Below are 14,624 nucleotides of genomic sequence, written 5' to 3' on the forward strand. Positions count from 1 at the left end.
CTGTAGACTCCGTGGGATCATCCCGCCGGATACCGCCCGACGGTCCGAAGATGTTCGGTGGCGCGTTATCGCGACGGCAGGAGGCGGCGTAAAGGGCGCATCGCAACGACGATCTAGACCATTCCGATTGCCGACCGATGAGCATGAGATAATTACCACCGCGTAAACCGCGTCTTTACGCGCTTCGTTTAAACGGACCGACGAGAACCCCGCCGTGGACGATCGTTCCACGGCGCAGCACGACCGGAGTATGATGGTCTCGACCACAATACCGCAGGGCATCGAGCCCGTAGGCGAGCACAGCGCATGGCAGGCGCTCGTCCGGCTGGCCGAGGCCGATAGCAGCGTCGCGCACCCCCATTATCGCCACCTCGTTGCCGGCGGGCAGGCGGCTCGCAACCTGACCGACGCTGTCCACGCGCTGTGCTCGGTGCACGGCGACCATCCCGGCATGATCGCCGATGTCCTGACAAACGCGGTCCAGCCCGAGGCACAGGACTGGCTGACCGCCGCCGCCGCCGGATTCGTCGACGAGCGCACCTATCTCGCGCAGTTGACCGCCGCGGTCGGCCCGCTGCCCTCGACCCCCGGCCAGGCGGAAACCGAATCGGCGCTGGTCGGCGAACGCCACGCGCTTGAAATGCTTGCCCGGTCCGAGCGGCGCGGCTGCGCGACCGGCGCGGTCGCGGCGCTGTTGCTCGATTGGGGCGCGATCCGCGTCATGCTCGATATCGCCGCCGAACGCTTCGGCCTCGCGGTACCTGCACCGACATTTCCCTCGGACGTCGACACCGAGGCGGTGATCACGGCGCTCGGTACCTCGCCCGGCACCCAGCGCGCGATCCTGTTCGGCGCGCAACAGCTGTTCGCGCAGCACCGCGGCCTGTGGTCTCTGCTCGAAGCCCGTGCGAGCGCCCGCGGCGATCTGTAACCGGCTTGCACGGGGCTGTGAAAACCCTCTATCCATACCCGGTATTCAGAACCGGACGGGATATCGCATGAAGCGCTTCGAGGGCACCCAGAGCTACGTCGCGACCGACGATTTGAAGGTTGCGGTCAACGCCGCCGTGACGCTGCGCCGCCCGCTGCTGATCAAGGGCGAACCCGGCACCGGCAAGACCGTGCTCGCCTACGAGATCGCCAAGGCGCTCGGCGCGCCGCTGATCGAGTGGAACATCAAGTCGACCACCAAGGCGCAACAGGGCCTGTACGAATATGACGCGGTCGCCCGCCTGCGCGACGGCCAGCTCGGCGATGCGCGCGTCCACGACATCGGCAATTATATCCGCAAGGGCAAATTGTGGGAGGCGTTCACGCAGCCCGCGCCACCCGTGCTGCTGATCGACGAGATCGACAAGGCCGATATCGAGTTCCCCAACGACCTGTTGCAGGAACTCGATCGGATGGAGTTCCACGTCTACGAGACCAAGGAAACCGTCCGCGCGGTCGAGCGCCCGATCGTCATCATCACCAGCAACAACGAGAAGGAACTGCCCGACGCGTTCCTGCGTCGCTGTTTCTTCCACTACATCAAGTTCCCCGATCGCGGCACGATGCAGGCGATCGTCGACGTCCACTTCCCCGGCATCCAGAAAATCCTGGTCAGCAAGGCGATGGACCTGTTCTACGACGTCCGCGACGTGCCGGGCCTGAAGAAGAAGCCCTCGACCAGCGAGTTGCTCGACTGGCTGAAGCTGCTGCTTCACGAGGACATGCCCCTCGACATCCTCCAAAACCGCGATCCGACCAAGGCGATCCCGCCACTGCACGGTGCGCTGCTCAAGAACGAACAGGACGTCATGCTGTTCGAACGCCTCGCGTTCATGGCGAAACGCCAGAAGAACCAGGGGTAAGGACGACCTTAACCTGACCGCGCCATAGCTGCCGGACCGTTGCAATCCTCCCCGCAAGGGGAGGTGGCGCCGTAGGCGACGGAGGGGGAGGACACGAAACCGATGTTGCCTCTCACCTCCCCTCCGTCAGGCTACGCCTGCCACCTCCCCCTGGCGGAGGAGGATCGACAGGTTCGCGCGGACGCACTCCGCGAACCTTCCACATGGCACTCGCGCTCGCTGCAATCACCCTTCTCGGCCTCGCCCTCCGTCTGTGGAGCGCGCGGTGGCCTGTGGGTCGACGAAGCCTGGTCCGCCGTCATGGTCGAGCGTGCTCGGACCCCGCTCGGGATCTTCACCGCGATCAACCATGACAACAACCATCATCTGAACAGCCTGTGGATGTGGCTGTGCGGCTACGGCGCACCGCCGCTCGCACTGCGCGCGCTGTCGATCGCCGCGGGGACCGCGACGATCCTCGTCGCTGCCGGGATCGGCGCGCAGCGCAGTGGCCGCCACGCACTCGTCGCGGCCGCCCTCTTCGCAGTGTCGCCGATCATGGTCGATTACGGTTCGGAAGCGCGGGGCTACATGCCGATGCTGCTCGCGCTGATGACGATGGTCTGGATCGTCCAGCGCTGGCTTGCCGCGGCTGAGGACACACGGTGGCCGAGGTGGCGACTGGCCGCACTCGCCACGCTCGGGCTGTTCTCGCAACTGACGATGGTGTTCGGCCTCTGCGCGATCACCATCTGGATCGCGGTCGCGCTGCGAAATCGTCATCCTGCGGACGTTGCGACGGCCGGCACGATCCGCCTGCTGTTGCCGACGATCGTCGCGACCGCAGCCGTGTTTGGCGTCGTGCTGGGCGCCGCCGCCGTGAGCCCCACCGGCATGCAGGTCGGCGATTACGTCGCGTTCTCGCCCGCCGCGATGGGCCATGCGCTCGTCATGATGGTCGCGTCCAGTGTCGGCGGGCTCGCCGCACCGGCGTGGGTCGCGGGCGTCGTGACGATCGGTATCGGGCTCGCGCTCGTCGCGATCGTCCGGAGACGCGAGCCGCTCGCGATCTTCTATCTCGTCGCGATCGTCGGCCTCCCGCTCGGCCTCGCCGTCCTGCGCGTCGGCAACACCGGCATGCCGCGCTATTTCCTCCTGTCCTCGCTCGCGATCCTCGTGCTGCTCGCGCACCTGCTCGCCGACGGCCTCGGCAAGCACCGCACGATCCGCCTCGTCAGCATGGTCATTCTCGCCACGATCGTCGTCGCGAGCATCCGCGACGATCTTTCCCAATCAGCGTTGCGCCGGGGGATACCGGCGCCGCGATCGCGGCGATGGCAGCGCTCGACCCATCAGGCGCGACCGTGCTCGTCGATCATCTCCGCCCGATCGCCACGTTGCGCGTCGGAGCCGCCGAACGCGGCTATCCGCTTTCGATCGCGCAGGATTGCCCCGCGGCGGAGTTCCTGCACCTCGATCTCGACGACGATGCCCCGGCCGCGAGCACGGTGGTACGATGCGCCGCACGTTACCGCCTGCTGATCGTCAAACGACGCGCGCTCCTGTCCGGCGTCGACTGGGCGCTGTATGCCCGCGGCGATCTGCCCGAAAAACGCGGCAGAGCCCCTCGTTAACCATAGGCCGCAACCGACCAGTCATCAGCCGCTTGATACCGTCGGCCCATGAAGCGACTCCCCGAACGCTCCTCGCCATCGCCCTCACCGCATCGGCTGCCAGCGCCAATGCCAGCTCGCTGCTTAATTATGTCGGCGAATGCGTGCCGTTCGCGCGCGCCGCGTCGGGCATCCAGATCTACGGCAATGCCTGGACTTGGTGGAGCCAAGCCGACGGCAAATACGAACGCACGCACAAGCCCAAGGAAGGCGCGGTGATCGTCTTCGCCAAGACCGCGCGCCTGCCGATGGGGCATGTCGCGGTTGTCAGCCGCGTCGTCGAGAAGCGGGTCGTGATGCTGACGCATGCCAACTGGTCGCGGCAGAACGGCGAACGCGGGCATGCCGAACAGGACGTCACGCTGTTCGACGTCTCGCGCAACAACGACTGGAGCGACGTGAAGGTCTGGTACAAGGACGTCGACGGCCTCGGTGGCGGCGTCTACCCGGTCTACGGCTTCATCTACGGTCACGCGCACGCCGCCGCTGAATTGACGAGCCGGAACCCAGATTATGTCGGCGCGCTGATCGACGCCTATGTGCCCGTCAGTGGAGAACCGATCGCGCGCTGAACCCGCGTCCGTCATCCTGACGAAAGTCAGGATCCAGAGCCAAGAAAGACAGCGTTCGTAACCCTGGATCCTGACTTTCGTCAGGATGACGGTGCGAATGGATTGCCGCCACCTGCCAAACCGTGCCACCACCGTCGCTGAAAAGACGGTGAGGATAGCGATGCGGTTCAAGGCTCTTACGACGGTCACGCTGGCCTTGCTCGCGACCACCGCCCCCACAATCGTAGGCGCGCAGAAGGAAAAGTCCCCGCCCCCCGGTGGCGACATTCCCGCCAAGTTCATCCCCGCCAACGCCAGCTTCGATTTCGACCGCCGCGAAGTCGACATTCCGATGCGCGACGGGGTCACGCTCCACGCCGTCATCATCCAGCGCAAGGGGCTCACCGATGCCCCGATCCTGCTCCAGCGCACGCCCTACAATGCGGAAAGCGGCACCGGCCGTACCTCGAGCCCCAGCGGTGCGATGAACGTCAAGGCCTCCGACGCGATGTTCTTCGATGCCGGCTATATCCGCGTGTTCGAGGACGTTCGCGGCAAGAACGGATCGAACGGCGCGTACATCAACGAGCGCCCGCTGATCGGCCCCCTGAACAAAACGAAGGTCGATCACTCCACCGACGCCTACGACACGATCGACTGGCTGGTGAAGAACCTCAAGAACAGCAACGGTCGAGTCGGCATCATCGGTGGCAGCTACGACGGCATGATGGCCGCGATGGCGCTGGTGAACCCGCACCCAGCGCTGAAGGCCGCGGTGCCGATGAACCCGGTGATCAACACCTGGAAGGGCGACGACGACTTCCACGGCGGCGCCTTCCGCCAGATCGGCTACGATTATTACTACACGCAGGACGCGGCCAAGGGCGAAGCCGGCGACCTCTGGCGCGACGCGTACGACGACTACGACACGTTCCTCCGCGCCGGTTCCGCCAGCGCGTTCGTAAAGAGTCGCGGCCTCGAACAACTCCCGTTCGTCAATCGCATGCATGATCACCCGACCTACGACGCATTCTGGCAGGGCCAGGCGCTCGAGACGATCCTGCCGAAGCAGCCGCAGACCGTGCAGACGCTCTGGGTCGCCAGCCAATGGGACCAGGAGGACATCTACGGCGCGGTCGCAGCCTACGAAGCCGTGTCGAAGGTCGACCCCAACCACGTCAACCACCTCGCGCTCGGTCCTTGGGCACACGGCGGCGCAAACGGCGACGGCTCGACGCTCGGCGCGATCCGCTTCGACGCGGACACTGCGCTCTGGTTCAGGAAGAACGTTCTGCTCCCGTTCCTGAACGGCGCGCTGAAGACCGGCGCGACATCGCCCGCGCTCGCCCCCGTCACCGCGTTCCAGACCGGCACCAACCAGTGGCAGACGCTCGCGGGCTGGCCGAACTCGACCGCCACGCAGAAACTCTATTTTCAGCCCGCCAGCGGCCTCGCCCAGACAGCCCCCGCGAGCGACGGCCACGACGACTATATCTCCGACCCCGCCAAGCCGATCCCCTACCGCCTCCGCCCGATCCGCCCGACCTACGCGACCGGCTCGACCTGGCGGCAATGGCTCGTCGACGACCAGCGCCCGTTCTCCGACCGCACCGACGTCCTCACCTACCAGACACCGCCGCTGACTAGCCCGGTCGCGATCGCCGGCGCGCCCGTTGCGGACCTGATCGCCAGCACCACCGGCACCGACGGCGATTTCGTGGTGAAGCTGATCGACGTCTACCCCGCCGAATATTCCGACAAGCCCGAGATGGGCGGCTATCAGCTCGCCGTCTCGATGGACATCTTGCGCGGCCGCTACCGAGATAGCTTCGAGAAGCCGACGCCGATCGTCGCCGGCCAGCCTACGCATTTCCGCGTCGTGCTGCCCAACGCCAGCCACGTCTTCCTCCCCGGCCACCGCATCATGGTCCAGGTCCAGTCGAGCTGGTTCCCGCTCTACGACCGCAACCCGCAGACCTACGTCCCCAACATCTTCGACGCGAAGCCCACGGACTACCGCAAGGCCACGATCAGCGTCTTCCACTCGGCCGCGCAAGCCAGCGCGATCGAACTGCCGATCGCGGCTACCAAGTGAGGACGTGAGCCTGTGTTCCTGAACTTCCTCGACGAACTCCGCAGCGCCGGCATTCCCGCCAGCCTCAAGGAGCACCTCATCCTGCTGGAGGCGCTCGACGCCGAGGTGATCGAGCGGACGCCCGAGGATTTCTACTACCTCTCCCGCGCGGTGTACGTGAAGGACGAGGGGCTGCTCGACAAGTTCGACCAGGTCTTCGCCAAGGTCTTCCGCGGCCTCGCCACCAGCTACGGCACGCCGGCCGGCGAAGTGCCCGAGGACTGGCTGAAGGCGGTCGCCGAGAAATTCTTGAGCCCCGAGGAAATGGCTGCGATCAAGTCGCTGGGCTCGTGGGACGAGATCATGGAGACGCTCAAGAAGCGCCTCGAGGAGCAGAAGGAACGCCACCAGGGCGGCAACAAATGGGTCGGCACCGGCGGCACATCGCCATACGGTAACGGCGGCTACAACCCCGAAGGCGTCCGCATCGGCGGCGAAAGCACGCACAAGCGCGCGCTGAAAGTCTGGGACCAGCGCGAGTTCCGCAACCTCGACAACACCAAGGAACTCGGCACCCGCAACATCAAGGTGGCGCTCCGCCGCCTGCGCCGCTTCGCGCGCGACGGCGCCGCCGACGAACTCGACATCGACGGCACGATCGCCGGCACCGCGCGGCAAGGCTATCTCGACATCGTCATGCGCGCCGAACGCCGCAACGCGGTGAAACTGCTGCTGTTCCTCGACGTCGGCGGCTCGATGGACCCGTTCGTGAAGCTCTGCGAAGAACTGTTCTCGGCCGCGACCACCGAGTTCAAGAACCTCGAATTCTTCTATTTCCACAATTGCCCGTACGAAGGCGTGTGGAAGGACAATACGCGGCGCTTTGCCGAGCGCACGCCGATGTGGGACCTGCTCCACAAATACGGCCACGACTACAAGCTGATCTTCGTCGGCGACGCGTCGATGAGCCCGTACGAGATCACCCACCCCGGCGGCTCGGTCGAGCATTTCAACGAGGAGCCGGGCGCGGTGTGGATGCAGCGGCTGACGAACACCTATCCGGCGGCGGCGTGGCTCAACCCGGTGCCCGAGGCGCAATGGGGCTATTCGCAGTCGGTGCGGATCATCCGCGAGCTGATGACCGACCGCATGTACCCGCTGAGCCTCGCCGGGCTCGACGACGCGATGCGCGAACTGACCCGCAAACGGTGAGTTTGGCGCGGTAAGCGGCGGACTGTAACGGAACCGTCACGGTGGCGATCGGTTTATCGGGCATCATCCCTTACCGAAGGACAAGCCCTATGTCGTCGATCCCCAACTCCGCCATGCCGCACGCCAAGGTCCATCACGACGACGACCACAAGCCGAAGCCCGACGCGAAGAAGACCGCGGCGACCAGCGACTGGGTCGAGGACGCGACCGACGCAGCGAAGGCCGGCCTCGCGACGGCAACGGATGCGGTGAAGTCGCACCCGAAGACGGCGATCGCGGTCGGCGCGACGGTGATCGCGGGTATCGCAGCGGCGATCGCTGCACCAGCATTGCGTGCGAAGGACGCAGCAGAGAAGAAGGCGCCACCGAAGAAGCCAGAGCCCAAGAAGCCGGCCAAGGCCAAGAAGCCGCACTGATACGTCTCGTTTGATCTTAGCAGGGGTTATGCTTCCTAACTCCTGCACCACCCCGGCGGAGGCCGGGGCCCAGTTGCAAAGGTCGCGGTAACGGAGCACGACCTCAGTTAGCGACGTTCCCCAACTGGGCTCCGGCCTCCGCCGGGGTGGATATCCAACACTGGACGGCTCGCACTTCCTTGTTCTCCCGCGAAGGCGGGAGCCCAGTCTGGGCTCCCGCCTTCGCGGGAGAACAAGCTTTAGGCCGGCTTGGGTAACGTGAGTCTTTTCGCCGCCCCCCTCAAACCCAATCCACAACCCCACCAGCCATCGCCACCGGAACCCCAGTTGTCCCCGGAAAACTAATCGCCAGCCCCTTCAACGTCCGCACCGCCATATACGCGAACCCCTCGGCCTCCAGCGCGTCGCCGTTCCACCCGAGCACATCGGTAGGTTCCACCACCAACCCGGTCCGCGCGGCGATCATCGCCAGCATCGTCGGATTATGCCGACCACCCCCCGCAACCAGCAACCGAACCGGCCGAGCCGGCAAATGCCGCAAAGCCTCAGCCACGGTAGCGGCCGTAAACGCCGTCAAAGTCGCCGCCCCATCGGCCGCCGACAACCCCCGAGCCGGCTGGATCGTAAAGTCATTCCGATCCAGCGACTTCGGCGGAGGCGCATCGAAAAACGGGTGATCGAGCATCGCCGTCAACACCGTCTCGTCCACCCGCCCAGACGCCGCCAACGCCCCCCGGCATCATACCGCGCGCCAGTCTCCGCCTCGACCCAGCTATCGATCAAGCCATTCGCCGGCCCGGTATCGAACGCCACCAGACCATCGCGGTCCGTCATCTGCGCCCGCTCCGGCGACATCTCGCGCGAGATCGTGCATGTCGCGCCCACCGGGAATGAAGGTGATGTTCCCCACCCCACCGAGGTTCAGCACCGCGACCGGCCCCTCGAGCCCCGCCGCCAACGCCGCATGATACACCGGCAGCAACGGCGCGCCCTGCCCGCCAGCCGCGACATCCGCCGACCGAAAATCCGACACCGTCGTGATGCCCGTAGCCCGCGCCAACGCAGCCCCATCGCCGATCTGCCACGTCCAGCGCCGGTCCGGCCGATGCGCGATCGTCTGCCCGTGAAAGCCGATCACATCGATATCCGCCGCCGCAACCCCCGCATCCGCCAGCAACTTGTGCACAGCGAACACATGCGCGCGTAATCAGTTCGCCCGCGGCGACCACCGGCGGACTAGCGCGCGGCTTGTCGAACGTCAGCGCCATCCGCGTGGCCTCCGCCAGTTGCGCCCGCGCCGCATCCGAATAGGGCTCGCCGCGAAACGCGATCGGCCGCACGAACGCCTCGCCATCGGTCTCGATCAACGCGGCATCGATCCCGTCGAGCGACGTCCCCGACATCAGTCCAATCGCCAGCATATCGGTTCCTTCCCGCGCAATCCGCCCATCCATGGCCGAAGCAAATTCGCCCGCCTAGAAAAACCGAACTTTGCGCCTATGTGCGCGGGCTTCATGGCAACAACACTCCCCTCCCCGCCGAAGATCGGCATGGTCTCGCTCGGCTGTCCGAAGAACCTCGTCGATAGCGAGCGGATTCTCACGCAGCTGCGCGGCGACGGTTACCAGATGTCGCCCGATTATGCCGGCGCCGACATCGTGCTGGTCAACACCTGCGGCTTCCTCGATTCCGCCAAGGAGGAAAGCCTAGAGGCGATCGGCGAAGCCATCGCCGAGAACGGCCGCGTCATCGTCACCGGTTGCATGGGCAAGGAAGCCGACGCGATCCGCGCACGCTTCCCGCAGGTCCTCGCAATCACCGGCGCGCACGAATACGAGCAGGTCGTCGGCGCGGTCCACGAGGCCGCACCGATGCCACCGTCCGCATTCCTCAACCTCATCCCCGACGCCGGCCTGAAGCTGACGCCGCGCCACTACAGCTATCTGAAGATCTCGGAGGGCTGCAACCACCGCTGCTCGTTCTGCATCATCCCGTCGTTGCGCGGCGATCTCGTCAGCCGCCGCCCCGACGCGATCCTGCGCGAGGCGGAGAAGCTCGTCGAAGCCGGCACCAAGGAACTGCTGGTCATCAGCCAGGATACCTCGGCGTACGGCGTCGACCTGCGCCATGCCAGCTGGCCGGTGAAGACCGGCGGCCCGATGTCCCGCAACGAAGCCCGCGACGTCCGCGCGCACATGACCGACCTGTCGCGCGAACTCGGCAAGATCGCGCCGTGGGTCCGCCTCCACTACGTCTACCCGTACCCGCACGTCGACCACGTCATCCCGCTGATGGCGGAAGGGCTCGTGCTGCCGTATCTCGACATCCCGTTCCAGCACGCTGCACCGTCCGTGCTGCGCCGGATGAAGCGCCCCGGCAATGACGCGAAAGTGCTCCAGCGCATCCACAACTGGCGGACGATCGCGCCCGACATCACGATCCGCTCGACCTTCGTCGTCGGCTTCCCCGGCGAGACCGAGGAGGATTTCCAGTATCTGCTGGACTGGCTCGACGAAGCGCAACTCGACCGCGTCGGCGCATTCCGCTTCGAGCCGGTTGAAGGGGCCGCGGCGAACCTGCTCCCCGACCACGTGCCCGAAGAGCTCAAGGAAGAGCGCTACGCCCGCATCATGGAAAAGACCGCGGCCATCTCCGCGGCCAAGTTGCAGGCTAAGGTCGGCCGCACGCTCGACGTGATCATCGACGCGGTCGACGAAGAAGGCGCTACCGGTCGTTCAAAGGCGGATGCGCCCGAGATCGACGGCGAAGTTTTCCTCCGCGACGCCGGTCACTTGACGGTCGGCGACATCGTCCCGGTCACGATCGAAGACGCCGACGATCACGACCTCTACGGCGTGCCGGCCTAACCCGCTCCGTCACCCCGGACTTGTTCCGGGGTCCACCGTTCCGCAAACTCGATAGCATTCGATACGCGGAACGGTGGATGCCGGAACAAGCCCGGCATGACGGAAAAGTCAGACGACGTTGCGGCCGGTGAACAGCTTCACCAGAACGACGATGACCGCGATCACCAGCAGGATATGGATCAGTCCGCCTGCGACATGGAAGGCGAAGCCTGCCAGCCAGAGGATCAGCAGGATAACGGCGATGGTATACAGCATGGTTGTGTCCCCTAAAACGTGAAAAGGCTCCCGGTCGGACGATGAAACGTGCGTGTAACACGGCGTGTTCCGTCAACATTCCTGCCCTAGCCTAACCCCTTCAACCGCCACGGAATAAAAATCGCGGCGTTGCGTGCGCCGGCCGGTTCTGCTTCGTTGCACGCCATGATCCTCCGCCTCCTCGCCGTCGCCGCGCTGCTCCCGGCCCCCGCCATCGCGCAGTCGCTCACCCCCGCCGAAACCGCGCAGATCGACACGCTGGTGACCGGCGCGCTCGGCGACACCGGCGTGCCCTCAGCCTCGATCGCGGTGGTGCGCGGCGGACGTATCGTGTTCGCCAAGGCCTACGGGAAGCCCTCCGAGGCGATCGCCAAGGCAGACCCGAAACTCCCCTACCAGATCGCATCGATCTCGAAGCAGTTCACCGCCGCCGCGATCCTGCTGCTCGAGGACGAGGGCAAGCTCAGCCTCGACGACACGGTCGCGAAATACATTCCCGGCATCACCGACGGCGACCGCATCACGATCCGCCAGTTGCTCAGCCATACCTCCGGCCTCCAGGATTACTGGCCACAGGATTACAGTTTCGCGGCGATGGCCAAGCCCGTCACGCCGCAACAGATCGTCGATCGCTGGGCCAAGAAGCCGCTCGATTTCCAGCCCGGCACGCAGTGGCAATATTCCAACACGGGGTATGTCGTAGCCGGCATGATCGTGGAGAAGGTCGCGCACCAACCGCTCCTCATCTTCCTCCAGCAACGCATCTTCAAGCCGCTCGACATCCGCGCGCTCGACCAGGACAAGGCGATCGGCAAGGCCTTCCCGCAAGGCTATGGCCGCTTCGCACTAGGCCCGGTCCGCCCCGAAACGCCGAGCGCGGACGGCTGGCTCTACGCCGCGGGCGAACTCTCGATGAGCGCCGAAGACCTCGCCAAATGGGACGTCGCGCGCCTCAACCGCACCACGCTCCCCGCCGGCGACTGGGCCGCGCAGGAAACCCCGGTCAAGCTCGCCGACGGATCGAGCAACGGCTACGGCCTCGGCGTCTTCACCGGCAGCACGAACGGCCGCCGCTATGTCGAGCACAGCGGCGAAGCGGTCGGCTTCCTGTCCGAGAACACCGTCTATCCCGACGACAAGGCCGCCATCGTCGTCCTCACCAACAGCTGGTTTAGCGACGCAACGGGCCGCATCGCCGCGGGCGTCGCCAAGATCGTCCTGCCGCCCGCACCCGCGAATGCCGAAGACACCGCCGCGCTCGCCCGCGCCCGCACCGTCTACGACCAGCTCCGCACCGGCACGCTCGACCGGAAAGGCCTGACCGAAGACGCCAACTATTACTTCAAGCCGGTCGCGCTCGCCGACTACAAGACCAGCCTCGGCGTGCTCGGCGAACCCACCGCGTTCGCACAAACCGGCAAGACCCGCTTGCGCGGCGGCTTCGTCAACCGCACCTACCGCATCACCTATCCCGACCGCACGCTCTCGCTCAGCACCTATGCCGAGCCCGGCGCGAGTGGCCGATACGAACAACTCCTGGTGGCGCCTGCTCAATGACCGACTTCGCTTCGATGCTGCAACCCGACCGCGGCCAGCCCGCACGGACGATCCACGTCGTCCACCCCGACGCGTATGAAGGCTGGCTCGCCAAACAGTCGCAGCGCTTCCGTACGACCGTCGCCGCACACCGCCTGACCGGCAAGCCCGGCGATCGCGCGGTGCTGCCAGGCGACACCGCCGACGACTGGTCGATGCTGCTGGTCTGCAACGAAGCTGTGACGTCGCCGTGGCGGATCGCCTCGCTCGGCGCCTCGCTGCCGGCGGGAACATACCGTCTCGCGGAGGGACCAGTCGGCGCGGCCGGGCTAGGCTGGATGCTCGCCCAGCACCAGTTCACGCGGTACGTAAAGTCCGACACAACCGGCCCCCGCATACTCCTGACCGAAGACGCCGCGCACATCGACCAGACGGTTCGCCTCGCCGAAGCCACCGCGCTCGTCCGCGATCTCGTCAACACCGGCGCCTCCGACATGAGCCCTGCCGATCTCGAAGCGGCCGCCGAGACGCTCGCCAAACGCCACGCCGCGACCGTCACGACCACGCGCGGCGATGCGCTCGCGACCGGCTACCCGATGATCCACGCGGTCGGGCAGGCCGCGAGCAAGGACCGCGCGCCGCGGCTGATCGAACTCGAATGGGGCGATCCTTCGCATCCTCGCATCGCGCTGGTCGGCAAGGGCGTCACCTTCGACACCGGCGGGCTCGACATCAAGCCGTCCGCGGGTATGCGGCTGATGAAGAAGGACATGGGCGGCGCGGCACACGCTTTGGCTCTCGCGAGCCTGGTAATGGCCACCAAGCTCCCGGTCCGCCTGCATCTGCTAATCCCCGCAGTAGAGAACTCGATCGCCGGCAACGCCTTCCGCCCCGGCGACGTGCTCGCGACGCGAAAAGGCCTGACCGTCGAAAACACCAACACTGACGCCGAAGGTCGCCTCGTGCTCGGCGACGCACTGACCAAGGCGGGCGAGAGCAACCCGGAGCTGATCCTCGACTTCGCCACTCTGACCGGCGCGGCCCGTGTCGCACTCGGCCCAGACCTGCCGCCGCTGTTCACCGACGACGAGTCGCTGGCTGCGGACCTGCTGGCAGCCGGCATTGCAGAGGGCGACCAGATGTGGCGCCTTCCACTCTGGAACGCCTATGACGAGATGCTGAAGTCGGACGTCGCAGACATGGTCAATGCACCAGACGGCGGTTTCGCGGGCGCAGTCACCGCGGCGTTGTTCCTCCGCCGGTTCGTGCCCAAGGGAACCGCATGGGCCCACCTCGACGTCTTCGCATGGCGACCATCCGCCAAGCCGGGTCGGCCCAAGGGCGGCGAAGCCTACGCCCTGCGCGCGGCATTCACGATGTTGAAGACAAGGTTCCCGCTTAGCTAGCCCGTTCCCCCGCGGAGGCGGGGGTCCAGGGTTACGAACGCTACCCTGCGAGATCCTGGGCCCCCGCGTCCGCGGGGGAACAAGTCGATGGTTGGTACCATGCTGAAGACCGTCTCACCCCGTCGCGAACTGCCCAAACGGCAGCAATTTATCCGCCAAAGCCTTCGTCGCATTCGCATCGCCAGCCCGCAGCGGCACCAACACCGCCAACGCCGCTTTCCGCACATACCCGTCGATCGCACTCGGCGTCGGCGCCTTGCTCGCGGTCTCGACCAAAGCCCGTCCCCGAGCGTCGTTCGGATCCAGCTCAAGCCGCAACAACCCCGCCAGCCCGGCGAACATCGCACGGTTGCCGCCCAACGCCACCGACTTGTCGAGCGCCTCCAGCCCGGTCGCCTTCTGCGCGCCCGCCACCGCACGCCCGACAAACCGCCCGAGCTTCGCGATCACCCCGACATGCCACGCCCCCAGCGCCGCCTGCGCCTCGGCATTGCGCGGATAGCGCGTTACCAGCTCCTCATATTGCTTCCGCGCGGCGATCGCCTGCCCGCGATTGCCAAGCAGTTTCGCGCGATAGCCGTTCGCCATCGCCTGGATGATCGCCGCCTCCGGATCGTTCGGCGACCGGCTCAGCGCCTGCCCCGCCGCCGCCGCCGCCTTGTCGATCCGCGCCAATGCCACATTCCGATCGCGATCGACGAACCCGGCCTGGGTCAGCAGTTCGCGCGGAGTCTCCGCCCGAGCGGGGATCGCAGAGACGATCGCACAGACTGCAATCGAGGCGCTCATGCACCCGGGAATC

General features: G+C 66.2%; 12 protein-coding genes and 1 pseudogene. 10 read left to right on the forward strand and 3 right to left on the reverse strand.

Features of this window, described 5'->3' with window-relative positions:
- Positions 1–214: 214 nt before the first annotated feature.
- From QP181_RS06995 to QP181_RS07025, 7 genes are all read left to right on the forward strand, one after another.
- Positions 215–931 (forward strand): DUF6975 family protein, encoded by a 717-nt coding sequence (locus QP181_RS06995; RefSeq protein WP_333928096.1) that lies wholly within the window; start codon positions 215–217, stop codon positions 929–931.
- Positions 932–998: 67 nt separating this feature from the next.
- Positions 999–1,853 (forward strand): AAA family ATPase, encoded by an 855-nt coding sequence (locus QP181_RS07000; protein WP_121885167.1) that lies wholly within the window; start codon positions 999–1,001, stop codon positions 1,851–1,853.
- A 102-nt stretch (positions 1,854–1,955) separates the two neighbouring features.
- A complete protein-coding gene (locus tag QP181_RS07005; RefSeq protein WP_333928097.1) occupies positions 1,956–3,374 on the forward strand; it encodes a glycosyltransferase family protein in 1,419 nt (472 codons plus the stop codon).
- A gap of 127 nt (positions 3,375–3,501) precedes the next feature.
- Positions 3,502–4,077 (forward strand): CHAP domain-containing protein, encoded by a 576-nt coding sequence (locus QP181_RS07010; RefSeq protein WP_443027580.1) that lies wholly within the window; start codon positions 3,502–3,504, stop codon positions 4,075–4,077.
- Between the two features lie 160 nt (positions 4,078–4,237).
- Entirely contained in the window at positions 4,238–6,151 is a 1,914-nt protein-coding gene (locus QP181_RS07015; RefSeq protein ID WP_333922753.1) for a CocE/NonD family hydrolase, read from the forward strand.
- A 12-nt stretch (positions 6,152–6,163) separates the two neighbouring features.
- The gene (locus QP181_RS07020) at positions 6,164–7,342 is read left to right on the forward strand and encodes a vWA domain-containing protein (RefSeq protein ID WP_333922754.1); all 1,179 of its coding nucleotides are present in this window, start codon (positions 6,164–6,166) and stop codon (positions 7,340–7,342) included.
- Positions 7,343–7,431: 89 nt separating this feature from the next.
- Positions 7,432–7,758, forward strand: coding sequence for a hypothetical protein (locus tag QP181_RS07025; protein ID WP_056048621.1), 327 nt, complete (start codon positions 7,432–7,434; stop codon positions 7,756–7,758).
- 280 nt (positions 7,759–8,038) lie between these two features.
- Here QP181_RS07025 and QP181_RS07030 read toward each other — a convergent pair.
- A pseudogene (locus tag QP181_RS07030) lies at positions 8,039–9,179 on the reverse strand (anhydro-N-acetylmuramic acid kinase).
- Positions 9,180–9,272: 93 nt separating this feature from the next.
- Here QP181_RS07030 and rimO point away from each other — a divergent pair.
- Entirely contained in the window at positions 9,273–10,625 is a 1,353-nt protein-coding gene (gene rimO, locus QP181_RS07035) for a 30S ribosomal protein S12 methylthiotransferase RimO (RefSeq protein WP_333928098.1), read from the forward strand.
- A gap of 108 nt (positions 10,626–10,733) precedes the next feature.
- Here rimO and QP181_RS07040 read toward each other — a convergent pair whose 3' ends face one another.
- Positions 10,734–10,880, reverse strand: coding sequence for a lmo0937 family membrane protein (locus QP181_RS07040; protein WP_107954842.1), 147 nt, complete (start codon positions 10,878–10,880; stop codon positions 10,734–10,736).
- Positions 10,881–11,045: 165 nt separating this feature from the next.
- Here QP181_RS07040 and QP181_RS07045 point away from each other — a divergent pair, with 165 nt between their 5' ends.
- Complete coding sequence (locus tag QP181_RS07045; protein WP_333928100.1) at positions 11,046–12,437, forward strand: serine hydrolase domain-containing protein; 1,392 nt, start codon at positions 11,046–11,048, stop codon at positions 12,435–12,437.
- Positions 12,434–13,822, forward strand: coding sequence for a leucyl aminopeptidase family protein (locus QP181_RS07050; protein WP_333928102.1), 1,389 nt, complete (start codon positions 12,434–12,436; stop codon positions 13,820–13,822). The genes QP181_RS07045 and QP181_RS07050 overlap by 4 nt, the downstream gene beginning before the upstream one ends.
- A gap of 114 nt (positions 13,823–13,936) precedes the next feature.
- Here the strand turns inward: QP181_RS07050 and QP181_RS07055 are convergent, their stop codons facing one another.
- Positions 13,937–14,611: a hypothetical protein gene (locus QP181_RS07055; protein WP_333928103.1), complete on the reverse strand. Its 675-nt coding sequence runs from the start codon at positions 14,609–14,611 to the stop codon at positions 13,937–13,939.
- Positions 14,612–14,624: the final 13 nt, after the last annotated feature.

Source organism: Sphingomonas sp. LR55 (assembly GCF_036856015.1).
Classification (GTDB): domain Bacteria; phylum Pseudomonadota; class Alphaproteobacteria; order Sphingomonadales; family Sphingomonadaceae; genus Sphingomonas.